Genomic DNA, 23,358 nt, shown 5'->3' with positions numbered 1-23,358 from the left:
AAGCTTGCTTAACACAGTTTTACCCGGTGGATTTTCGCTTTCTCATGGCGGTCAATGATCCACCCCGCCACAAAATCTCCCATTAAGGGAGACTTATAAATAATAGGCAGGGCTTCTCAGCGATACCAACAAAATCATCAGCGCGACTTAGTATTTTTTCTTAAAATCAGCCCTGACTAGGCGCTATGCAGGATTTATATTCTTGTCACATATCTTGCAGTCTTGAATAAATTTGCTCAACCTGCGCACGAGTGTCGTCTAGGCTGCGCGAGTTGTCCACCACCCAGGTTGCAATTTCTCGCCGCCGCTCATCACTTGCCTGCGTAGCCATTCTTGCCCGAGCGTCATCCTCGGCCATACCCCGCTGCTGCACCAGGCGCTGAAGCCGAATATCCGGTTCTACCTCGACCACCACCACGGCGTCGAACCGATGTGCCTGGCCGGTTTCTGCCAGTAGCGGGATGTCCTCGATAATGACCCCCGAGAAGTCCGGTGCAGCCTGAGCCTCTTCAGCCAGTTGCGCAGAATGACGCCGCACCGCCGGGTGCACGATACTGTTCAGCTTCTCGCGCGCCTGACTATCGCTAAAAACAATCTTTGCCAGCTCCGGCCGAATCAGGTGACCATCGTTGGTGAGAATCTGATTGCCAAAGGTTTCTGCGACCTGCGCCAAAACGGGGCTGCCCGGGCGCATGAGGTCCCGGGAAATCTGATCGGCATCGATAATCACCGCGCCCATCTCTTCAAACATCTTCGCCACGGTGGATTTACCGGATCCGATTCCACCAGTGAGGCCAATTCTCTTCATGACTCCCCTTTCATCTCTCCCTTATTCTAGAGCCAACTTGGCCACCTGCCGTAGACTGGCTAGGTGACTGCTGAAGAATCCCGAGCCAACCAATACACCGTACTATCCAGCTTTGAACCGGTTGAATCTCTACTTGAGATTAAGAAATCAGAGTTCATTGGTCACGTTAAACGCGTGCAAACCGAGAGTGAAGCTCGAGCTTACATTGAAGAAATTCGGAAAAAGTACCACGATGCCCGGCATGTTTGCTCCGCCTTTGTTCTCGGCCCCGATCGAGAGACCCAGCGTTCTTCCGATGACGGCGAACCTGCCGGTACCGCCGGGATCCCCATGCTCCAGGCCCTCCTCAACCGGCGGACCTCAACTGAGGACGAGTCGGTCATGGACCTCTCCGATATCTGCGCCGTGGTGGTGCGCTACTTCGGCGGCATTAAGCTCGGTGCCGGCGGCCTGGTTCGCGCCTACACCGACGCGGTGGTTCAGGTGTTAGATGAAGCTGAACTTGTGCCCCGGCGCCGCCTGCGCATGGGAGCCATCGAAACGAGCTTTGCCGAGGCTGGCAAACTTGAAAACGAACTTCGGGCAGCAGGAATCCACGTAGACACCACCGACTACGGCACCGGTTCGGCCTCCATTATCATCGGCGTCTTTGACTCCCCCGCTTCCAAGGCAGAACTAGAGGAACAGCTCGCCGCACTGACCGCGGGCGCCTCTTCCGTTGCTTGGCAGGATACCCTTTGGGTGTAGGATAAGGCGGAAGTGACGTATGGACCGAGCGGAGCATTCGGGCGCTCAGCGCCCGCATGCGTAGCGAGGGAATCAGTCACGGAGCGTTATCCTACGCCCCCAACCGGTCGCACCTGACCATAACGTCGCTGCCGCATCGCCCCACACGCCGCCAGGGGGGGGTTGCTTCGGCTACAAAAAAAGGGGGTTAGGCAGAAAAGTGTGTCCACAACACCCCACGCCCCAATAAACACAAGACAATCAGCCCCACAAGATAGCCCCATCCCCCTCTACCACCCAAAATCCAGCACCTGAGATATGGGCCAGTCTGGATTTTTCGCGGAAACAAGCTCTCGGTACACATAGATTCCCGCTGAGGTGCCAAAAGTACAAGCAAAACCCGGCTGAGAGGTCAAAGGTACACCTGTGTTCCCTGGGTACACATCTAGATGTGTACCCAGGGAACACAGGTGTACCTACGCCAGCCCAGCAAGAAGAAACGTGTACTTTACCTACCGAGCTTTCCCGAGAGGCCACTTTTATACCGAAAACCTGCGATAAACGGTCTAAAAATGGCCACTCGGCGATCATGGCAGCCCGTGCAGTTACCCCTGTTTCATTGAGTCGCCGCTTCGACGACATTTCGCCGGTCACGAACCGGCGAAACGTCGCTGAAGCGGCGATATGCCACCGAAACGGCGACTCGGGGCGGCTTGCCTATCCTAAATCAGCGCCTAGGTTGTTAGAAGCCATGCTTTTCTGCCGCTATCTTGGGTGGTATGCTCGGGGTGGACACAGATTCGTCCTATAGCCCACAAAAATCCCGCCCCACGCTTTCGCGGGACGGGATTCTATTGAGCTAAGTTGCTAGCTAATCTCGAAAGATTAGTTGCCGGTCAGCTTCTTGCGGAGCTCAGCCAGTGCCTCGTCAGAAGCCAGGGTACCGGAGTTGGAACCCTTGTTATCTGAGGAGTAGGAAGTGGGTGCAGGCTCGGAGGACTCTGCGGCGGGAGCTGAAGTTGCAGCGGATGCTGCTGCTTCTGCGTCTGCCTCGAGTGCCTTGGCAACCTGTACCTTGTGAGCTTCCCAGCGAGCCTGAGCGTCTGCGTACTGCTGTTCCCAAGCTGCACGCTGTGCTTCGTAGCCTTCGAGCCATTCGTTGGTCTCGGGGTCGAAGCCCTCGGGGTACTTGTAGTTACCCTCTTCGTCGTACTCTGCAGCCATGCCGTAGAGTGCGGGATCGAACTCGGTGCCTTCGGGGTCAACGCCCTCGTTAGCCTGCTTCAGTGACAGGGAGATGCGGCGACGATCCAGGTCGATGTCGATAACCTTGACGAACAGTTCATCGCCCACGGAGACAACCTGCTCTGCCAGATCAACGTGGCGAACAGCCAGCTCGGAGATGTGAACCAGGCCCTCGATGCCGTCTTCAACGCGAACGAATGCGCCGAAGGGAACGAGCTTGGTGACCTTACCGGGCACAACCTGACCCAGAGCGTGGGTGCGGGCGAATGCCTGCCAAGGATCTTCCTGGGTAGCCTTCAGAGACAGGGAAACGCGCTCGCGATCCAGGTCAACTTCCAGAACCTCTACGGTTACCTCGGTGCCAACCTCAACAACCTCTGAGGGGTGGTCAATGTGCTTCCAAGACAGCTCGGAAACGTGAACCAGACCGTCTACGCCGCCAAGGTCCACGAATGCACCGAAGTTGACGATGGAGGAAACAACGCCGGTACGAACCTGGCCCTTTTCCAGCTGGTTGAGGAAGGTGGAGCGGACCTCGGACTGGGTCTGCTCGAGGTAAGCGCGGCGGGACAGAACAACGTTGTTGCGGTTCTTGTCCAGCTCGATAATCTTTGCTTCGATCTGCTGACCAATGTAGGGAGCGAGGTCGCGTACGCGGCGCATTTCGACCAGCGATGCGGGCAGGAAGCCGCGCAGGCCGATGTCGAGGATGAGGCCACCCTTGACAACCTCGATGACGGTACCGGTAACAACACCGTCGTTTTCCTTGATCTGCTCGATGTCGCCCCAGGCGCGCTCGTACTGTGCGCGCTTCTTGGAGAGAATCAGACGACCTTCTTTGTCTTCCTTGGTCAGAACAAGGGCCTCAACTTCGTCACCAACGGCAACAACTTCGCCGGGATCGACGTCGTGCTTGATGGAGAGTTCGCGTGAAGGGATGACACCCTCGGTCTTGTAACCGATGTCGAGAAGAACCTCGTCGTGGTCAACCTTAACAACTTCACCGGAGACGAGATCGCCGTCGTTGAAGTACTTGATGGTTGCGTCGACTGCTGCGAGGAAGTCTTCCTCGGTGCCGATATCGTTGATTGCAACCTGGGGAGTGTTGGTGCTCATGTAGTAAAGGGCTCCAATATGGATAGATTTTTCTAGGTCGATACAGTCACACTTCCCCCGCCAACAGCCACGAGAGTGATTGCTTGCGGTATCCGTGTAAGTGGTTCCGCTCTGTATCGAGCGTTTATTCGGACAATTTTGTGCGCGCTTATAACACGCACTCCATAAAGTCTAGGAGGTAGCGTGTGTGGGGTCAATGAAAGGCGCGGTTAATTTCCGCTTAATTCCGGGTTTTTCGCGGCTTTTGGCTTAAGGTCACGCGCCCGGGTGTGTCATGACACAGGCAAGGCTGACTCAGCAGAGCTTAGCTGGCGAACATCGATTCCCAGGAGCTGAGCGGGTGCTTCAGAATAACCTCGGTGTGGGTTTCAGACTTCATAATCTCCAACCCCCGTTTTTGGTAGTTAGCCAGCGCAAAGGGGCCGTCTAAATCGCAGGTGTGCACCCATACCCGCGACACAGCGGGAAGCGGATGTCTGCGATCGATACTCCAGGCGTTGGCAATCATTGCTTCAAGAAAGGCCTTGCCCAGGCCCTGCCCCTGGGCAAACTGCATGAGGCCGAAGTAGAGAATCTCGGTTTCGGAGCTCATGCTGCCCTCGTTAGCGGCCACAGTAACGTGTAGCTGGCAGTAGCCGGCGGGTGTGCCGTCCAGGTAGATCAGCCAGATTTCGCTACCGGTCTCCTCGAGTTCCACCTGCCACTGCTGGCGCGACCAGCCAAGCCGTTCGTACCAGCGGTAGGGCCCGCCCACCACGGAATAGAGCCAGCGGGCAAGTTCGGGAGTGGGGTGGCCCACCCGCTCAATGCGCACATTGGCGGGTGTTTCTAAAGGACGGCGCGTGGGAGGGGTGAGCATCTGCAGGTGGGTAATCGTCACCGAGCGGGGCGCGGCGTCGTTCTCCCACTCCCCCTCACTCGCCCATTCCAGCTCTGCCGCCCCGGCGGCGGCCTGACGCTCAATCGTCATTAGTGGCCTGCCTCGTGCCAGGAGGTACCCGAGCCCACCTGAACGTCCAGGGGAACGCGCAGCTCAACCGCGCGGCTCATTTCCTCAGAAAGAACCGCCGCTGCGGCCTCTTCTTCGCCGGGGGCCACCTCAAGAATCAGTTCGTCGTGAATCTGTAGCAGCATGCGGGTTTTCAGACCTTCAGCTTCCAGGCGAGCCGCCACGTTAATCATGGCAATTTTCATGATGTCAGCCGCAGAGCCCTGAATCGGCGCATTGAGAGCGGCGCGCTCTGCTGCCTCGCGGCGGGCACGGTTGGAGGAACCCAAATCGGGCAGGTTGCGGCGGCGGCCGAACATGGTTTCGGTATAGCCGTCCTGGTGGGCCTCTTTGAGGGTTCCGCGCAAGAAACGCCCCACATCGCCAAAGCGCTTAAAGTAATTGACGGTCAGCTGGGCAGCTTCTTCCACCGGAATGCCCAGCTGCTTGGAGAGGCCGAAGCGGGAAAGACCGTAGGCAAGGCCGTAAGACATAGCTTTGACCTTGGCGCGCATTTCCGGGGTAACATCCTCGGGAGCAACCCCGAACACCTCTGAACCCACAAAGCGGTGCAGGTCTTCGCCAGATTCATAGGCCTCGATCAGTTTTTCATCCTGAGCCAGGTGCACCATAATGCGCATCTCAATCTGAGAGTAGTCGGCGGTGAGCAGGGTTGAATACTGCTGGCCATCTACCGTACGCGGATCAACCACAAAGGCTCCGCGAATCTTCCGGCCCTCCTCGGTGCGAATCGGTATGTTCTGCAGGTTGGGGTCGGTGGATGAAAGCCTGCCGGTAGCAGCAACATTCTGCTGGAAGGTGGTGTGAATCCTGCCGTCTTCAGCGGTTGCCTTTTGCAGCCCCTCCACGGTCTGCTTGAGCTTGGTGTAGTCGCGGTACATCTGCAGGGCCAGCAGAAACTGGGCTCCCTTAGAGTCGGGGTCAATTCTGGTCAGCAAATCGGCCATTGACTCGGCATCGGTGGAGTAACCCGACTTGAGCTTGCGGGTGGTCGGTAGCTCCAGCTCCTCAAAGAGAACCGCCTGCAGCTGCTTGGGAGAGCCCAGGTTGACCTCGTGGTCAATCAGTCGGTACGCCTCTTCGGTGGCCTGCTTGATGAAGGTGTTGTAGTGGTCCTTGAGCTCGGCCAAAACAGTGGAGTCCACGGCAATACCGGCACGCTCCATCTGAGCCAGCACGGTGGCCAGGGGAAGTTCAATCTCCTCGTAGAGCTTGAGCTGGTTCTGCTCTGCCAAATCAGCGTGAAGCGCGTAGGCTAGCTCCTGGATATAGCGCGCCACCAGCGCAACGTATTCAAGGTCAACCTCAGCTTCAAGGGAGAAGAGCTCTCCCTGGGCGCTTTCTTTAACCTCAGCCTTGGGAAACTCGGTACGCAGGTAGGCATCGGTGAGGTCTTCCATCATCGCCTCGAAAAAACGACGGCGGGCAGAGGGAACATGACCACACACGTAGGAGCTCAGCACCGGGTCTTCCACCACACCCGCCAGCCGGAAGCCGCGCGCAGCCAGAGACTTCACGTTGAGCTTGGTATCGAAAACAATCTTCTTCTGGTTTTCGTCTGCAAGCCAGTCGCTCAGGGCTTTTTCGGTGGCAGCATCAATCTCTGCAAACTTAATCCAGCCTGCCCGGGCTCCCCCCAGCAACACCGCGCCGGTGAGGTTCTGCTCGTGCGCGTTACCCGCCTCAGCGGCGTCCTCGTCCACCACAGGATAGAGGACGAGCGCGCGGGCCAGTCGCTCGGGCACGGCAACCGGGCGCTCTGCGGCGGTAATCGCCGCCAGCGCGCCTTCCACAAAGTCACTGAACTCTTGAGCTGACTCAATGGTTTGCACCGACTCCACCGAAATGTCGATCCGGGCGGCAGCTGCCTGAGCAAGATCAGAAAATACCTCCGCCAGGCGCTGGCGGATGGAGCGGAATTCAAGCTCGTCAAAAAGCTCGTTGAGGGTCTCTGGATCCCTGGGGCCAAATTCGGCGGCATCGGCCAGGGTAATAGGCAGCTCCAAATCATCGACCAGGCGGTTGAGCCTGCGGTTGCGCAGCACATCGTCCAGGTGTTCCCGCAGGGCTTCGCCCTTCTTGCCCTTGATTTTCTCTTTGTTCTCGATAATTCCATCGAGGTTGCCGTATTCATTAATCCACTTGGCAGCGAAGCCGGGGCCCACGCCGGGCACACCGGGCAGGTTATCCGCCTGCTCACCGGTAATGGCGGCAAGGTCAGGGTAGAGATGGGGAGGAATCTTGTACTTCTCTTCCACAGCGGCAGGATCCATACGGCGGATACCCTTAGAAGGGCCGGTCGTTACCGGGTAAAGAACCGTTACCGTATCGTTGACCAGCTGAAAAGCATCGCGGTCGCCGGAGACAATCTCAACCTCCATGCCCTCCTGCTGGCCAATCTTGGCCAGGGTCGCCACAATATCGTCTGCCTCAAAGCGCTCCACCGTCACCGAGGGAATGTTCAGCTGCTCCAACAGACGCTGAATGAGCTCAACCTGACCCAGGAATTCCTGGGGAGTCTCAGCACGGCCACCCTTGTACTCACCGTATTCTTCGGTGCGGAAGGTACCGCCTGCGAGGTCAAAAGCAGCCACAATGTGGCTGGGCTTCTCACTCTTGATCAGGCTCAGCAGGGTCGAAAGAAAACCGTGCACCGCATTGGTGTGCTGCCCCTGACTATTGACAAACACATCAACGGGAGTGCCATAGAACGATCGGAAGGCCAACGAGTGGCCATCGATGAGAAGGAGTTTCTGGTTCTGGGAAGCTGCATCAGTAGAAGTCACCTCTCTATCCTAAACGCTCCCTGTCTCTCCCGTACACTCGTTGGCTGCACCCATTTTGCCTGCCTACCTTAGGTGAGGGGCATAATAGAGGTACCCCTCCGGCTGAAAGGAATACTGCATGTTCAGCAATGAAGAACTAAGCCCCGAAACCCGCGCCGAGCTAGCCGAGCGCGGAGTTCCAGAAGAGCACCTGGGCATCTTTGGTCATCACGGCCTGGGCACCCTCATACCCAAACTAGACATCCGCTTCCACGAGTTCACCCGCGAACAGGTGGTGGCTTCCATGCCCGTTGAGGGCAATACCCAACCGGCCGGCCTGCTCCACGGCGGAGCATCCGCCGCCCTGCTCGAAACGGTCGGATCCTTCGCGGCCGCGCTGGCGGCGTCCTCAGATCAAATGGCGCTGGGCACCGAACTCAACATCACCCACCTTCGCCCCGGTTCTTCAGGTCGCGTGACAGCAACAGCCACCCCCATCAAACTGGGCCGTACCCAGTGCGTGCACTCCATTGAAATCGTCGGAGAAAACGGAAAAACCATCTCTGTGGGCCGCATGACCAACATGCTGGTACCCCGCCCGCCGCAGGCCGCCGCCGACTCGCAGCTCAAAGCCGCATAAAACACCCCACATGCCGGTGAGGCACCCCACTGCGAGAAACTTCTAAGCTACAATGTTCATAATTCAGCGCAGATTACTACCTAATCTGCGCTGCTTTGTTTCACACCATTTCCACCGATCATAAGGTTGTATCCCGTGAAGAAAATTCCTCTTCTCGTATGGATTGTTGTCGCCATTATCCTTGGTGTGCTGATTGGCTCCTTTACCCCGGGCATGATTAGCGGACTCAACGATCTCTTCGGCTGGTCTATTCCCACCGACACCATTGTGCAGCTCTTCGTGAGCTTCTCCACCATCTTCAGTGCTTTCCTCAGCTTCGCCATTCCGCTCATTATTCTGGGCTTCATCGTGCCCGGTATCGGCTCTCTGGCCTCGGGCGCAGGTAAGCTGCTGGGCTCCACCGTTGCCTTCGCCTACATTTCGTCGGTGGCTGCGGGCTTTCTGGCTATCACTACCGCTTACTTCATCTACCCCATTATTCTCAAGGGCCAGCAGCTGACCTCCTTCGAGAACCCCGAGGAATCCCTTTCCTCCGGTTACGTGGACTTCACCCTTGACCCGCCCTTCGGCGTGATGACGGCGCTGGTGCTCTCCTTCGTTCTGGGCCTGGGCCTAACAGCTCTGAAGACCAAGACCATGCTCAACCTTTTCATTGATTTCCAGACCATCATTGAAAAGTTGCTCTCCTACGTAATCATTCCCCTGCTACCGGTGCACATTATCGGTGTCTTCTCCAATATGACCCTGGCCGGCGAGGTTGCCATGATTCTGGCGGTCTTTGGCAAGGTCTTTGTGATGGTTCTGATTCTGCACTGGGTGATGCTGCTTATTCAGTACATCTTCGCCGGCACCGTCACCGGCCGCAACCCCTTCACGATGATCAAGGGTATGCTCCCCGCCTACTTCACCGCCCTGGGCACCCAGTCTTCTGCGGCCACCATTCCCGTGACCGTTCGCTCTGCCAAGCAGGTAGGCATCAAAGACAAAATTGTGGACTTTGCTATTCCGCTCTGCGCCAACATCCACCTCTCAGGCTCCATGATTACCATTACCTCCTGCGCGGTCTCGGTAATCTACATGACCTCCGGTTCACTGAGCTACGTAGACATGATTCCGCTCATCTTTATGCTGGGCGTCATGATGGTAGCTGCCCCCGGCGTTCCCGGTGGCGCGGTGATGACAGCCATTGGTCTGCTGGAATCTATGCTCGGCTTTGACGAGTCAATGATTGCCCTGATGATTGCCCTCTACCTGGCCCAGGACTCCTTTGGCACCGCCACCAACGTTACCGGCGATGCCACTATTGCTGCGCTCACCGAGAAGCTCAGCGACCGCATGGAGAAGAAGGACGCCGCTCGTGCGGCTTCTCGCTCCGAGGCGGCTTCCTAGGGTAGCGGCTGAATCTGGTTCAACATTAATCTGATTAGCTTGAAAGGTTAGATATGGCCCCCGAGACCAAGAAAAAATTGGGCATGGTTTTTCTGGTGCTCACCATTGCTTCGCTAGTAACCGCCATGCAAAACGGTGGCTACTGGTGGCTGGCAGTAGCGGTGTGCTCCGCTGCTACCCTCTGGGGCATCGGCCTCAGGTCAGATTCAGGGTCAAAAAAGCGCTAGCCGCTTGAGCCTAGCTTCCTTATACAAAGTGCCTCCCGATTCGTGAATCGGGAGGCACTTTGTATATTCAGATTTATTCTGTTCGGGTCAGAAACCGGCCCTAGGAAACCTGGTTGACGATGGTCTCAGCAACCTCGCGCATAGACAGGCGACGATCCATGGAGGTCTTCTGAATCCAGCGGAAAGCCTCGGGCTCGGTCAGGCCCATCTTGGTGATGAGCAGGGACTTTGCGCGGTCTACAATCTTGCGGGTTTCAAACTGCTCCTTGATGGAGCTGACCTCATTCTGCAAAGCCTTAATCTGCTCGTAGCGGCTCATCGCTACCTCGATAGCCGGAATCAGATCGTTGGGAGTAAAAGGCTTGACCACATAGGCCATGGCGCCTGCTTCTGTTGCCCTATCAACCAGTTCCTTCTGGCTAAAGGCGGTTAGCAAAACCACGGGGGCCAGCTGCTTCTTATTGATTTCTTCGGCTGCGGTAATGCCGTCCATCACCGGCATCTTCACGTCCATCAGCACCAAATCTGGCTGGTGCTCTTCGGCAAGTTCCAGCGCTTTCTGACCGTTGTCTGCCTCGGCCACCACGTCAAAACCCTGGTCTTTGAGAATTTCAACGATATCTAGACGAATCAGTGCTTCGTCTTCCGCCACCACAACGGTGCGGGCGGGCTGGGTCTCTTCTGCGGTGGTTTCAGCAACCGTTTCTTCTGTCTTCTCTGACATCTTGGCTCCTTGACCGTGCTGATTCTTGTCTGCTTACTTCTATGTTTACTTATTGTTCCATGTATAGCGCTGGGATGGAGAGGATTTAGCTCTCAACGAGCTGTATCTGAGGGTTATCTTGACCACCAGAATCCGCCGGGAGAGGCTCGATTTCGTATTTCCCTGTTTACAGTGTAAAGTGTAAGAGCATTCGCGATGGTGAATGCAGAGAATTTAATATGCCCAAGTGGCGGAATTGGCAGACGCGCCGCACTCAAAATGCGGTTCTTCGGAGTGTGGGTTCAAGTCCCACCTTGGGCACCACAGCAAAGGCTGGCTAGCAGAAACAAAGGTTTCTGCTAGCCAGCTTTTTCGCCAAAACAACGTTTCTGGACACCTTTTACTCAAAATAGGACAAATCTGTGTTCCCTCCCGGGACTGTTACCGAGACGTGAGCAGAAAAGCCTGCCCCCTAGCATGCCGGGCCACTACCCAGAATGAGCAAGTGCATTGAGTCGCCGCTTCGGTTGCATATCGCCGCTTCAGCGACATTTCGCCGGTACTGTACCGGCGAAATGTCGCTGAAGCGGCGACTCGATGAAACAGGGGCAACTGCACGGGCTGCAATGATCTCCGAGCAGCCAATTTATGACCGTTTTTCGCAGATTTTCGGTATAAAAACAGCCTCTCGAGGAAGCTCAGCAGGGAGAGTACAAGCTGATTCTTGCCGGGGTGCCAAAGGTACAAGCCTGGTCCCTGGGTACAAGTATTGTCTTGTACCTGGGGATTTCACGTGTACCTTGCGGGTATTAGCGGGAACTTGCTTGTACCCAGAGCATGGTTCAGCTCAAAACCCAAAGCCACCACGCACCGCAGGTGCTGGAAACACAGGTTGCACTAGAACCCTGAACTAGTGGTCTGACTAGCTTGGATTGTCGAGAGGCCACTTTTATACCGAAATTCGGAGAAAAACGGTATAAAAATGGCCTCTCGAAACAGTAGAAGCTGATGAACTAGGCGACCTCGTGGCTGAACACCACGCCATCCTCGGTAAAGTGGTCAATCATCGCCAGAGAGTACACGTCATAGCCCTGCTCACGGAACTCCTTACCGCCGCCCTGGAAGACCTTTTCAATAGCAATACCAAAGCCAGCAATCTCTGCCCCGCCCTGGCGGCACAAATCTGAGAGGCCGTGCAGCGCCTGGCCGTTCGCCAGGAAGTCGTCAATAATCAGCACCTTATCCTCGGGGGTAATAAAGCGCTTATCAACGCGGATATCGTATTCAATCTTCTTGGTGTAGGAGAATACCTTGGAATGATAGGTATCGTTCGAAAGAGTCTTAGAGGAAATCTTCTTAACGAACACCATGGGCACGCCCAGGGCCAGAGCGGTGGTCAGAGCCATCGAGATACCCGAGACCTCCAGGGTCACCACCTTAGTAATCCCCTGCCCCTTAAAGTGCTCGGCGAAGTCCTTACCCATTTCAATCATGAGCTCAGGATCAACCTGGTGGTTAACAAACTGGTCAACCTTCAGAATATTTCCCGGCAGAATACGGCCGTCTTTGCGGATACGATCTTCAAGCAGCTTCATGTTTTTTCTTCCGATCAGTCAAGATAATGTTCAGGAACAGGGCTACCAGGGTACCCGTGGAAATACCCGATGAAAAAATCATCTGCAGAGCAGAGGGCAGTGAACCCAGAATATCGGGTCGCACCGTCACACCGATACCTAGAGCAAAGGCCACGGAGATAATCAGCAGTTCACGGTCACCCAGATGAATATGCGAGAGGGTCTTAATACCCTGAGCGGCTACCAGACCAAACATAATGACGCCGGCCCCACCCAACACCGGCTGGGGCATCACGGAAATCAGGGCGCTCAGCTTGGGAAAAACACCCAGAATCACCAGAATAATTCCGGCCAGCATCATCACCCGGCGGGAGGCAACCTTGGTCAGCGAAATCAGGCCAACGTTCTGGGAAAAAGCGGTGTTGGGGCCGGCCCCAAACACGCCCGCAATAGCCGATCCCACGCCGTCCGCAAGCACACCACCGGCAACCCGCTCATCGCGCACCTTCGTCTGGGAGGCCTCACCGATTGCCTTAATAATGCCCACGGTACCGATTGAAGAGACAATGTAGGCGGGCACGAAGGCCAGGGTCGAGGCCCAGTCAAAGTGGAAGCCATAGCTAAAAATATTGGGCAGGGCGAACCAGGCAGCGTCAGAGACAGCCTGCAAATACACCATGCCCAAAGGAATGCAGATGATATAGCCCAGCACCATGCCAATAAATACGGAGGCAGAGCGAACCATACCCGAGCCAAAGTGGTTCAGGGCCAGGGTAAAGAACATCACGATAAAGGCCACCGCAAGATTGCGCAGCGAGCCGTAGTCTTCTGCCCCACTACCGCCAGCAGCCCAGTCCATGCTCACCGGCAGCAGGGTGATACCAATCAGGGCAACCACGGTTCCGGTAATTAGCGGCGGGAAAAAGCGCATCAGTGGCTTGATAAAGCGGCTGAGCACAATCTCTACCAAGGAACCGGTAATCGTGGCGGCCACAATACCTGCCATGCCGAACTGGGCACCTACACTAATGGTGGGGTTTACAAAGGTGAAATCGGTGCCCATCATTCCCGGCACCTTCGCGCCCACCGGACCAATCTTCTTGGACTGAATAAAGGTGGTAATACCGGCAACAAAAATAGTTGCCGAGACCATCAGCGACGTCTGGGCAACGCTAAAGCCCAGAGCAGTACAGACCACCAGGGGCACCGCGATAATTCCGGCAAAAGCCGCCAAAATATGCTGTAAAGCAAGAATAATGGAGGCACCTACCGGCGGAGTATCTTCTACCCCGTACAGCATCTGATCTGAACCGTCGCTATGATTCGGCTGATTCTCTTCAGTCACTTTTCAATTCTTTCGTTCGCACTGAACACCGGGCTCTTAAAACAAAAATCGCCCCGTTGACCGGCGGCGACCATGCCACCCTTTAGTGTACGGGGCGATATTGCTTTCAGAGAAATATTTCGGGAGCAGAGACAGAAAAGTGGGTGGCTGCTCACAGCAACCACCCACCTATTTTTTGAGGCTTACTCCTCTACCCAGGGGCCGAGCTTCTCGCGCTCTTCGGGTAGAACCGCACCGGCGTCGTCCACATCGCCTACGCGGTGAACCTTCAGCAGGTTGGTGGAGCCAGCAACACCGGGAGGTGAACCGGCTGCCATCACCATGAGGTCGTTAGCCTTAGCCAGCTTGTGCTCCAGCAGGAAGCGGTCTACCAGACCGGTCATCTCGTCGGTTGAACCGGCGAAGTCACTCTGTACTGCCTGAACGCCCCAGAGCAGAGCCAGGAAGGCGCGCACCTTGGGGTCGGGGGTGAAGGCAATCACCGGCTTGGACGGGCGCAGACGTGCAAGACGGCGCGCGGTATCGCCAGACTGGGTGAAGGCGGTGATGTAATCGACATCGAGCTGGTCAGCCACGTTAACAGCCGCACGGGTAATCGCACCGCCGCGAGTCTTGGGCGAGGTACCCAGCTCGGGCACGCGGTAGAGGCCGCGCTCTTCGGTGGAGGCAACAATGCGAGCCATGGTCTGAATGGTGATAATCGGGTACTTACCCACCGAGGTCTCGCCCGAGAGCATCACGGCATCAGCACCGTCCAGAATAGCGTTAGCGCAGTCAGATGCCTCTGCACGGGTGGGAGTGGGGTTGTTAATCATGGTTTCCAGCACCTGGGTAGCCACGATAACCGGCTTTGCCCAGCGGCGGGCCAGCTCAATGGCGCGCTTCTGCACCAGGGGAACTTCCTCCAACGGGAACTCAACACCCAGGTCGCCACGGGCCACCATAATGCCGTCGAACTTATCAACAATATCCTGCAGATTCTCAACTGCCTGAGGCTTCTCAACCTTAGCAATCACGGGAAGACGGATACCCTCTTCGTCCATAATCTCGTGAACACGCAGGATGTCGTCGCCGGAACGAACGAAGGAGAGAGCGATGATGTCAACGCCCAGGTTCAGAGCGAAACGCAGGTCGCGCTCGTCCTTCTCAGTCAGGGCGGGAATGGACACAGCAACGCCGGGCAGGTTAATACCCTTGTGGTCAGAAACGGGGCCACCCACCACAACACGGGAGGTCACGGTGGTCTCGTTAACCTCGATAGCTTCCAGGCGAATCTTACCGTCGTCAATCAGCAGGGTGTCGCCGGGCTTGACGTCGCCGGGCAGACCCTTGAAAGTGGTACCGCAGATTTCCTTGGTGCCCTCAATATCTTCGGTAGTGATCTTGAAAGTATCACCGGGTTCAAGAATCTCAACACCGTTCTTGAAAGTTTCCAGGCGGATTTTAGGACCTTGGAGGTCAGCAAGAATCGCAACGTTCTTGCCCAGCTTCTGGCTCTGCTCACGAATGGTGGTGTAGGAGTTGGTGTGCACCTCGTGGTCACCATGGCTCATGTTCAGGCGGGCAACATTCAAGCCAGCCTCAATCGCAGCAGCAATCTTCTCCGGAGCGGAGATAGCCGGGCCAATAGTACAAACAATCTTTGCGCGTCTCATGCATCAAACCTTAAAAGTATTGGGGTTGTTACAGCTGGAACCCTTCGCGTTCGGAGTGTTACTTGGGTCACGGATAATCTCACCTAAACCCACGGAAACACACTTTTGCGGGGCGGGCTCCTTCGTGTACTGGTTCTAGTATATTCAATTTTCTGTGGTTTTGGGTGCGAAATGCGTGAATATTCTCAGCATGAACATATGTTTTCCAACAAAAACACACACAGCCACATACCTTGTCAAGGGGTTTCATGCCCTGATTTCAAGCTCTCCACCGTCACAGACCGCAACATGTTTCCCCGCGTTGCGCCACAAACGCCACGTTGGGCCACCGCTTTATAAACGACTGGCAACTGCGTAATCTAGTGGATAACCAAACAAACCCAATCACAAACGAGGTTATCGTGTCTGAAAAGAATGTCGTGATTCTCTACGGCTCCAACTACGGTTACACCGAGCGCTACTCCAACTGGATTGCCGAAGACCTGCGCGCTTCAGATTCCGCCCCCACCGTGACCCTGGCCCCCATTGCCGAGGCAACTGACGAGCTCATTGAGTCTGCCGATGTACTGATTGTGGGCGCCAGCTACCTGGGCGGCTTCCTCACCGGTGCTCCCACCCTGCGCAAGCGCCGCGAAGCTATGCTCAAGGTGCCCAACCGCGTCTTCTTCACCGTCTGCTTCAACGGCCTGGCCGTCTACCCCCGCGAGTACCTCGATAAGCGCGTGATGAAGTCTTACAAAGAGGACGTCGCTGGCGGCTACCCCGCCTTCCACTTCCGCGGCGGCCTCGATATGGAACGCATGACCAGCATGCACCGTAAGGCACTGGGTCTAGTAAAGACCGCCTACAAGCTCAAGCCCAAGCAGAACGAGTACGACAAGCAGCTTATTGAAGCCTTCGATAATGGCGGCGGCGACTTCTCTAACCGTGAAGACACCAAGCCCCTAATCGAGACCGTTCTCGGCTACCTCAAGTAAGGTTTCCTGCCGTGTCTTCTCAGGTTCTTGTTCTTTTTGCCAGCCAGTACGGCTTCACTGAAAACTACGCCCGCTGGATTGCAGAAGATTTGCTTTCCCTGCGACCCGAGGTTGAGGTTCAGCTCTCCCCCATCGCGCAGGCAACAGCCGCGCAGGTGCAGGCGGCGGACGCCGTCGTGGCGGGTGCCTCTGACTACGGTGGCTTTCTGACCGGGGCAGGCGAGCTGAAAAAACTGGCTCCCCAGCTCAAGTCGAAACCTCGCTTCTTCTTCAGCGTCTCCTTTAGCGGACTGGCAGGTGCGCCTGCGGAAAAGCTAGACGGAATTGTCAGCAAAAATTTTGGAAACGACCTGGTGGAAGGTGCCCGGCTCTACCACTTCCGCGGTGGACTCGACCACACTAGACTCTCGCTAAAGCACAAGACCACCATGATGGGTATTCGCGCAGCGATTGCCGCCCTGCCCAACAAGAACGAGGCTAACCGGCAGATGCTCGAAAGTTTCGAGAAGAAGACGGTGGACTATAGCGACCGCTCTGCAATAGCCCCACTGGTTGAAGATGTGCTAGCGGCCCTCGGCTCATAGTTTTTATTATTTTTCAAAGGGAGGTTGGTCAGCGCGAGAGCGCTGGCCAACCTCCCTTAAACGCCAGCCCCGATGCCAGTTGGCCAGGCGCTCTCGCACTGTCCGTTGGGGCCACCTTGAATAAACTTCCTGTCGCCTAGACCGCCAGGTCAATCTCCCGATCGCCGGGGCCTACCGGCTCGGGCAGGCTGGTTGAACCGGTCAGGTAGCGCTCCACCGCTGCTGCGCAGGCGCGGCCCTCGGCGATGGCCCAGACCACCAGGGACTGACCACGGCCGGCGTCACCGGCGGAGAAGACGCCGGGCACGTTGGTCATGTAGGTCTCGTCGCGCGCCACGTTGGTGCGAGCGTCAAACTCAGCGCCCAGCTGCTCGGTGATACTCTCCGAATCCTGGCCGGTGAAGCCCAGGGCCAGGAAAACCAGGTCGGCGGGAATAATGTGCTCGGTGCCTGCCTTGGGCAGTCGGCGGCCGTCGTCCATGTACTCGGTCTCTGCGACCTTCAGGCCGGTGAGCTTACCGTTCTCCCCCACGAACTCCACGGTGGAGGCCAGATACTTGCGCTCGCCGCCTTCCTCGTGGGAGGAGGAAACCTCGAACACCTTGGGATACATGGGCCAGGGCTCGTGGTCGGCGCGGTCGCGCGGGGGCTCCTTACCGATGGCCAGGGTGGTGATGGACGCCGCCCCCTGGCGCACAGCGGTGCCGATGCAGTCGGAGCCGGTGTCGCCGCCGCCGAGAACAATCACGTTCTTGCCGGTTGCGTTGATTTCGGGTGCCGATTTGAGACCGGAGACTACCCGGTTGGACTCGGTGAGGTAGTCCATGGCAAAGTGCACACCGTCGAGGTCTGCACCGGGAATGTTCAGCCCGCGGGGCTTGGTGGCGCCGGTCGCTACAATGACGGCGTCAAAGCGCTTTTTGAGCTCGTCCCAGCTGATGTCTTTGCCCACCTCAACGTTGGTGCGGAAGCGGGTGCCCTCGGCCTCCATCACGGCCAGGCGGCGGTCAACCACATCTTTTTCGAGTTTGAAGTCGGGAATACCGTAGCGCAGCAGACCGCCAATCTTGTCATCGCGCTCGTAGACCGCCACGGTAAAGCCCGCCTGGGTGAGCTGCTGGGCAGCTGCCAGACCGGCAGGGCCCGAGCCCACCACGGCAACGGTCTTATCCAGCATGCGCTCGGGCATGATGGGTTCAATCAGGTTCTCGTCAAAGGCCGCTTCACCGATGGAGTATTCAATCTGCTTGATGGTCACCGCGGGCTGGTTGATGCCCAGCACGCAGGAGGACTCGCAGGGAGCCGGGCAGACCCGGCCGGTGAACTCGGGGAAGTTATTGGTGGCGTGCATCCGCTCCACTGCCTCAGCGGTTTGGCCGCGCCAGACCAAATCGTTCCACTCGGGAATCAGGTTGCCCAGGGGGCAACCCATGTGGCAGAAGGGAACACCGCAGTCCATGCAGCGCGATGCCTGGTTTTTGAGCACCGCCTCGTTCTGCGCCACCTGAACCTCTTTGAAGTCCAGAATACGCACCGGCACGGGTCGCTTGGGGCGGTCTTGACGGTTGGTTACTTTTAGGAATCCGCGAGGATCAGCCACGGGTTACCTCCAAAATCTTATTCCAGACATTCATTGAGTCGGGGTCTTCACCGGTTGATTCTGCCTCAGCTCGAATCTGCTGTACCGCCGCGAAATCGCGGGGCAGAACCTTGGTGATACGGGCAAAGGTTGCCGGAAGGTCAGCCAGCAGCTCCCGGGCCAGCAGGGAGCCGGTTTCTGCCTCGTGGGCACGCAGGAGGCTCTCGACGTCCTTCTGGTCTTCGTGGGTGAGCTCGACGAAGGTCAGTTCACCGGAGTCACGGGACTGCCTGTTGACCCTATCCATATCGAGATCCATCACGTAGGCAATACCGCCGGACATACCGGCGCCGAAATTGCGGCCGGTGGAGCCGAGAATCAGCGCCTTGCCGCCGGTCATGTACTCGCAGCCGTGGTCGCCGATTCCCTCGACAACTGCGGTGGCACCGGAGTTACGCACCAGGAATCGTTCGCCCACGATACCTCGCAGGTAAATCTCTCCGCTGGTGGCGCCGTAGCCAATCACGTTACCGGCTACCACGTTCTCGTGGGCAACGAAGGAGGCCCTTTCGGCGGGCTTGATAATCAGGCGACCGCCGGAGAGACCCTTGCCCGCGTAGTCGTTGGAGTCGCCGGTCAAGCGCAGGGTCACGCCCTTGGGAACGAAGGCACCCAGAGACTGACCCGCCTGGCCGGTCAGGTTAATCTCGATGGTGTCGTCGTCCAGGGTCTCCACACCGAAAGTCTTGGTGACCTTATGGCCGAGCATGGTGCCCACCGAACGGTCAGTATTGACCACCTCAGAGGTAATGCTGACCTTTGAGCGGTTGGTCAGCGCCGGCTCTGCCTCGGCAATGAGCTTGTTATCAATGTGCTTCTCGAGCTCGTGGTCCTGGGTGCGGGTGTTGCGCACGCCCTCGCCGTCATACTCCACGAAGCTGGACTTGAGCACGTTGGTGAGGTCCAGCCCGTCTGCCTTCCAATGGGAAATAGCGGCCGAGGTATCGAGCACCTCTGCATGGCCAATCGCTTCGTCCAGGGTGCGGAAGCCCAGGGCGGCCAGGTATTCGCGTACTTCTTCAGCGATGAACTCGAAGAAGTTAACCACGTGGTCTGCCTGGCCGGTGAAGCGGGCGCGCAGGTCGGGATTCTGGGTTGCTACGCCCACGGGGCAGGTATCCAAGTGGCACTTGCGCATCATAATGCAGCCCTCAACCACCAGCGGAGCGGTGGCGAAGCCGTACTCTTCAGCGCCCAGCAGGGCCGCGATAATGACGTCGCGGCCGGTCTTCATCTGGCCGTCTGCCTGAACCACCACGCGGTCGCGCAGGCCGTTGAGCAGCAGGGTCTGCTGCGCTTCTGCCAGGCCCAGCTCCCAGGGGGCGCCGGCGTGCTTGAGCGAGTTCAGCGGTGCCGCACCGGTTCCGCCGTCATGACCGGAAATCAGGACGACGTCTGCCTTCGCCTTGGTCACGCCCGCCGCCACGGTACCAATGCCCAGTTCCGAAACCAGCTTCACGTGAATGCGGGCCTCGGGGTTGGAGCGCTTCAGGTCGTAGATGAGCTGCGCCAAGTCCTCAATCGAGTAGATGTCGTGGTGCGGCGGAGGCGAAATCAGGGAAACGCCGGGGGTTGAGTGGCGGGTCTTGGCCACCCAGGGGTAGACCTTAGCCGCCATGAGCTGGCCACCCTCACCGGGCTTAGCGCCCTGGGCCATCTTAATCTGAATGTCGTCGGCATTGGTCAGGTAGAGGGAGGTTACGCCAAAGCGGCCCGAAGCTACCTGCTTGATAGCCGAACGGCGCTCGGGGTCGAGCAGGCGGTCAACGTCTTCGCCACCCTCACCGGTGTTGGACTTAGCGCCCAGCCGGTTCATGGCAATCGCCAGGGTCTCGTGGGCTTCCTTGGAAATAGAGCCGTAGCTCATTGCACCGGTGGAGAAGCGCTTGACAATCTCAGAGACCGGCTCCACCTCATCAATGGAGATGGGGGTGCGGTCTTCCTTGAATTTGAGCAGACCGCGCAGGGTCATCAAATCCTTAGACTGGTCATCTACCAGCTTGGTGTAGGACTTGAAGATGTCGTAGCGGCGGGTCTTGGTCGAGTGCTGTAGGCGGAAGATGGTCGCCGGGTTGAAGAGGTGGGGTGCACCGTCGCGGCGCCAGTCGTATTCGCCACCGGATTCCAGCGGGCGGTGAGGCACCGTCACGCCGTCCTCGGGGTAGGCCTTCTCGTGGCGGATGCGAACTTCCTCGGCAATGACGTCCAGCCCCACGCCGTCCATCTGCGAATTGGTGCCGGTAAAGAACTCGTCGCAGAGGCGCTGGGAGAGGCCGAGTGCCTCAAAGGTCTGCGCGCCGGTGTAGGAGGAAACGGTGGAGATGCCCATCTTGGACATAATCTTCTGTAGGCCCTTGCCCAGGGCCTTAATGAGGTTCTTGACAGCCTCCTGCTCGGTGACACCGGTGATTTCGCCCTCGCGCACCAGCTGCTCCACCGATTCCATCGCCAGGTAGGGGTTCACGGCGGAGGCGCCGTAGCCGATGAGGGTTGCCACGTGGTGAACTTCGCGGACGTCGCCGGCCTCCACAATCAGGGACGCCTTGGTGCGGGTCGCCGAGCGTAGCAGGTGGTGGTGGACGGCGGCGGTCAGCAGCAGGGAGGGGATGGGGGCCCACTGGCCGTTGGAGTGACGGTCAGAGAGAATGATGTGCTGCACACCGCGGTTGACCGCGGCAGAGACCTTCTCGCAGATTTCGGTCAGGCGGGCCCGCAGGGCAGCCTCTCCCCCGCTGGGGTTGTAGAGGCCACGAACCTTCAGGGCAACCTCCATGCCGTCTTCGTCAGTGATGTGCGCGATCTTGTCGAGCTCATCGTTGTTGATCACGGGGAAGTCGATGGCGACCTGGCTGGTCTCGACCTGGCCCTTGCGCAACAGGTTGCCGTCGGGGCCGATGGAGGTCTTCAGCGAGGTCACCAGCTCTTCGCGGATGGAGTCCAGCGGCGGGTTGGTCACCTGAGCAAAAGACTGGATGAAGTAGTCAAAGAGCAGGCGGGAGCGGTTGGCCAGCACAGCAATGGGGGTGTCGGTGCCCATCGCGTAGATGGGCTCGGCGCCGGTCACCGCCATAGGCCCCAGGATCTTCTTCAGCTCTTCGGTGGTGTAGCCAAAGGTCTGCTGACGCAGGGTGGTAGAAGACCGCGGGTAGCGGATGTGCTCTCGCTCGGGAAGGTCGGCGAGGTTGACCAGGGATTCGTCGGCCCACTTCTTCCAGGGGGCGGACGCCGCTACTTCGGCTTTCACCTCTTCGTCTGGAATAAGACGGCCGGCTTCGGTATCGACAAAGAACATCTTGCCGGGGCTCACCCGACCCTTTTCAACGATGTGTTCCTCGTCGATGTCTACGATGCCCACCTCGGAGCCCAGCACCACCAGGCCCTCGTCGGTCACCCAGTAGCGGCCGGGACGCAGACCGTTGCGGTCCAGCACAGAACCCACGCGGGCGCCGTCCGTAAAAGCAATAGCGGCGGGGCCGTCCCAGGGCTCCATGAGGGTGGAGTGGTAGCGGTAGAAGGCCTTACGGTCTTCGTCCATGTTCTCGTTGTTTTCCCAGGCCTCCGGCACCATCATCATCATGACCTGCGGTGCAGAACGGCCCGAAAGAAGCAGGAGCTCGGCAACCTCATCGAAAGACTGGGAGTCTGAGGCACCCACCGAGCAGATGGGGAAAAGTTCTTCGGGATTGCGACCCAGTACCGGTGACTTCATCTGGGACTGGCGGGCGCGCATCCAGTTACGGTTGCCCTTGACGGTGTTGATTTCACCGTTGTGGGCGATGGTGCGGAAGGGCTGGGCCAGCGGCCAGGAGGGGAAGGTGTTGGTGGAGAAACGCGAGTGGACAATCGCCAGCTTGGTCTTGAAGCGCGGGTCTGAAAGATCGGGATAGAAGGGCTCCAGCTGGGCGGTGGTCAGCATGCCCTTGTAAACGATGGTGCGCGATGAGAAAGAGGGGAAGTAAACTCCCAGCTTGTGCTGGGCGCGCTTGCGCACGCGGAAAGCCTTCTGATCCAGCTGAACCCGCTCGGCGTCCTGGTCAAGATCAATCACCGGAATGTGGCCGGTGAAGGGGGCAGCTACGGCGTCCACCTCGGTTGCGCTGGCCTCTGCCACGAACATCTGCACGAAGTAGGGCATGACGGCGCGGGCCGACTTACCCACGAGCTCGGGCACGATTGGCACCTCGCGCCAGCCCAGAACGGTCAGGCCCTCTTTTTTCGCGATGGCGGTGAGGCCCTCTTTGAGCTCGTCTGCATTGACCCCGTTGGTGGGGAGAAAAGCGGTACCCACGGCGTACTTACCCTCGGCGGGCAGCTCAAAATCAACTACGGAGCGCAGGAACTCGTCAGGAACCTGAAGCAGAATACCCGCGCCGTCACCGGTTCCCTCGTCAGCTCCCACTGCACCGCGGTGTTCCAGGCGACGCAGAGCAACCAGCGCGTGATCCACAATGTCGTGCCCTGCTTCACCGCGCAGGGTGGCAATCATGGCAAGACCGCAGGCATCCTTCTCAGACTCGGGGTTGTAGAGCCCGGTCGCCTCGGGAATGGCGGCGAAAGTCTTAAAAGGCGATTCAGCGTGCTGGGTGCTCGAAGAAAACTTCTCTTCGGTGAGCTGGGAGTGGGTCATAAAGGCCTTTTCCTCTCCACATGGTCGAGGCGCTTCCCGCGAGGGGTTGCGCGAACGATACTGGCAGGTAGGCTCGGGCAGGTCAACACGCACGCTGATGTGGCGCCCCCGAAGAGAAACGGGGAGGTGTATGACTAGCCGCGCCATTGCAGCGATTCATAAGAGGAAATCGCGGAGCCCAGTGGTACTGGGGGAAACCGGGATAACTCCTGTGTGTGATGACAGTTCATCTTGATCAGGTCTCTTACGGTCACTATGAGACAGAACACCCACTTAAGTGAGTCTCTTCTCAGATATGTCCATTGTGCAATTTTTATGTTTCTAATCGG

General features: G+C 57.8%; 16 protein-coding genes and 1 tRNA gene. 7 read left to right on the top strand and 10 right to left on the bottom strand.

From position 1 onward, the window contains the following. Positions 1–205: 205 nt before the first annotated feature. Positions 206–808: a dephospho-CoA kinase gene (coaE, locus tag IEV00_RS00930; RefSeq protein WP_188358469.1), complete on the bottom strand. Its 603-nt coding sequence runs from the start codon at positions 806–808 to the stop codon at positions 206–208. 63 nt (positions 809–871) lie between these two features. Between coaE and IEV00_RS00925 the strand changes: the two genes are divergently transcribed. Next, positions 872–1,555, top strand: coding sequence for an IMPACT family protein (locus tag IEV00_RS00925; protein ID WP_188358468.1), 684 nt, complete (start codon positions 872–874; stop codon positions 1,553–1,555). Positions 1,556–2,419: 864 nt separating this feature from the next. Here IEV00_RS00925 and rpsA read toward each other — a convergent pair. The 3 genes from rpsA to polA form a co-directional block, all read right to left on the bottom strand. Continuing rightward, positions 2,420–3,895 (bottom strand): 30S ribosomal protein S1, encoded by a 1,476-nt coding sequence (gene rpsA, locus IEV00_RS00920; RefSeq protein ID WP_188358467.1) that lies wholly within the window; start codon positions 3,893–3,895, stop codon positions 2,420–2,422. Positions 3,896–4,199: 304 nt separating this feature from the next. Then, on the bottom strand, positions 4,200–4,865 hold the full coding sequence (locus tag IEV00_RS00915) for a GNAT family N-acetyltransferase (RefSeq protein WP_229722996.1): 666 nt from the start codon (positions 4,863–4,865) through the stop codon (positions 4,200–4,202). Then, on the bottom strand, positions 4,865–7,690 hold the full coding sequence (polA, locus tag IEV00_RS00910; RefSeq protein WP_188358466.1) for a DNA polymerase I: 2,826 nt from the start codon (positions 7,688–7,690) through the stop codon (positions 4,865–4,867). Before polA ends, IEV00_RS00915 begins: the two co-directional genes overlap by 1 nt. A gap of 118 nt (positions 7,691–7,808) precedes the next feature. Between polA and IEV00_RS00905 the strand changes: the two genes are divergently transcribed. The 3 genes from IEV00_RS00905 (at position 7,809) to IEV00_RS00895 (ending at position 9,925) form a co-directional block, all read left to right on the top strand. Further along, on the top strand, positions 7,809–8,309 hold the full coding sequence (locus IEV00_RS00905) for a PaaI family thioesterase (protein ID WP_188358465.1): 501 nt from the start codon (positions 7,809–7,811) through the stop codon (positions 8,307–8,309). A gap of 135 nt (positions 8,310–8,444) precedes the next feature. Continuing rightward, positions 8,445–9,698: a dicarboxylate/amino acid:cation symporter gene (locus tag IEV00_RS00900; RefSeq protein WP_229722995.1), complete on the top strand. Its 1,254-nt coding sequence runs from the start codon at positions 8,445–8,447 to the stop codon at positions 9,696–9,698. Between the two features lie 53 nt (positions 9,699–9,751). Next, entirely contained in the window at positions 9,752–9,925 is a 174-nt protein-coding gene (locus tag IEV00_RS00895) for a hypothetical protein (RefSeq protein WP_188358463.1), read from the top strand. A 100-nt stretch (positions 9,926–10,025) separates the two neighbouring features. On the opposite strand, the gene IEV00_RS00890 is transcribed toward IEV00_RS00895, so the two are convergent. After that, a complete protein-coding gene (locus IEV00_RS00890; protein WP_188358462.1) occupies positions 10,026–10,649 on the bottom strand; it encodes an ANTAR domain-containing response regulator in 624 nt (207 codons plus the stop codon). Positions 10,650–10,869: 220 nt separating this feature from the next. Here IEV00_RS00890 and IEV00_RS00885 point away from each other — a divergent pair. Next, positions 10,870–10,952, top strand: a tRNA-Leu gene (locus IEV00_RS00885). A gap of 689 nt (positions 10,953–11,641) precedes the next feature. On the opposite strand, the gene IEV00_RS00880 is transcribed toward IEV00_RS00885, so the two are convergent. The 3 genes from IEV00_RS00880 to pyk form a co-directional block, all read right to left on the bottom strand. Next, on the bottom strand, positions 11,642–12,223 hold the full coding sequence (locus IEV00_RS00880) for a xanthine phosphoribosyltransferase (protein ID WP_188358461.1): 582 nt from the start codon (positions 12,221–12,223) through the stop codon (positions 11,642–11,644). Next, on the bottom strand, positions 12,210–13,547 hold the full coding sequence (locus tag IEV00_RS00875) for a nucleobase:cation symporter-2 family protein (protein WP_229722994.1): 1,338 nt from the start codon (positions 13,545–13,547) through the stop codon (positions 12,210–12,212). Before IEV00_RS00875 ends, IEV00_RS00880 begins: the two co-directional genes overlap by 14 nt. 182 nt (positions 13,548–13,729) lie before the next feature. Further along, on the bottom strand, positions 13,730–15,202 hold the full coding sequence (gene pyk / locus IEV00_RS00870) for a pyruvate kinase (RefSeq protein ID WP_188358460.1): 1,473 nt from the start codon (positions 15,200–15,202) through the stop codon (positions 13,730–13,732). 401 nt (positions 15,203–15,603) lie between these two features. Here pyk and IEV00_RS00865 point away from each other — a divergent pair, with 401 nt between their 5' ends. Next, on the top strand, positions 15,604–16,179 hold the full coding sequence (locus IEV00_RS00865; RefSeq protein WP_188358459.1) for a flavodoxin domain-containing protein: 576 nt from the start codon (positions 15,604–15,606) through the stop codon (positions 16,177–16,179). 11 nt (positions 16,180–16,190) lie between these two features. Further along, the gene (locus IEV00_RS00860) at positions 16,191–16,763 is read left to right on the top strand and encodes a flavodoxin domain-containing protein (RefSeq protein WP_188358458.1); all 573 of its coding nucleotides are present in this window, start codon (positions 16,191–16,193) and stop codon (positions 16,761–16,763) included. Positions 16,764–16,899: 136 nt separating this feature from the next. On the opposite strand, the gene IEV00_RS00855 is transcribed toward IEV00_RS00860, so the two are convergent. After that, positions 16,900–18,363 carry a glutamate synthase subunit beta gene (locus IEV00_RS00855; protein WP_188358457.1) on the bottom strand — a complete coding sequence of 488 codons (1,464 nt, stop codon included), beginning with the start codon at positions 18,361–18,363 and terminating at the stop codon, positions 16,900–16,902. Then, positions 18,356–23,029: a glutamate synthase large subunit gene (gltB, locus tag IEV00_RS00850; protein WP_188358456.1), complete on the bottom strand. Its 4,674-nt coding sequence runs from the start codon at positions 23,027–23,029 to the stop codon at positions 18,356–18,358. Before gltB ends, IEV00_RS00855 begins: the two co-directional genes overlap by 8 nt. Between the last annotated feature and the right edge of the window lie 329 nt (positions 23,030–23,358).

Origin of the sequence: Rothia aerolata (assembly GCF_014635585.1) — a bacterium.
Classification (GTDB): Bacteria; Actinomycetota; Actinomycetes; order Actinomycetales; family Micrococcaceae; genus Rothia; species Rothia aerolata.
Note: the sequence above shows the minus strand (reverse complement) of the source record. Positions and strands in the feature narration are given on the sequence as shown.

Bases quoted from the DNA above. Each gene is read 5' to 3' on its own strand.
- IEV00_RS00905 (WP_188358465.1), top strand. From the start codon at position 7,809: ATGTTCAGCAATGAAGAACTAAGCCCCGAAACCCGCGCCGAGCTAGCC.
- IEV00_RS00895 (WP_188358463.1), top strand. From the start codon at position 9,752: ATGGCCCCCGAGACCAAGAAAAAATTGGGCATGGTTTTTCTGGTGCTC.
- IEV00_RS00890 (WP_188358462.1), bottom strand. From the start codon at position 10,649: ATGTCAGAGAAGACAGAAGAAACGGTTGCTGAAACCACCGCAGAAGAG.
- gltB (WP_188358456.1), bottom strand. From the start codon at position 23,029: ATGACCCACTCCCAGCTCACCGAAGAGAAGTTTTCTTCGAGCACCCAG.
- rpsA (WP_188358467.1), bottom strand. From the start codon at position 3,895: ATGAGCACCAACACTCCCCAGGTTGCAATCAACGATATCGGCACCGAG.
- IEV00_RS00880 (WP_188358461.1), bottom strand. From the start codon at position 12,223: ATGAAGCTGCTTGAAGATCGTATCCGCAAAGACGGCCGTATTCTGCCG.
- coaE (WP_188358469.1), bottom strand. From the start codon at position 808: ATGAAGAGAATTGGCCTCACTGGTGGAATCGGATCCGGTAAATCCACC.
- pyk (WP_188358460.1), bottom strand. From the start codon at position 15,202: ATGAGACGCGCAAAGATTGTTTGTACTATTGGCCCGGCTATCTCCGCT.
- IEV00_RS00915 (WP_229722996.1), bottom strand. From the start codon at position 4,865: ATGACGATTGAGCGTCAGGCCGCCGCCGGGGCGGCAGAGCTGGAATGG.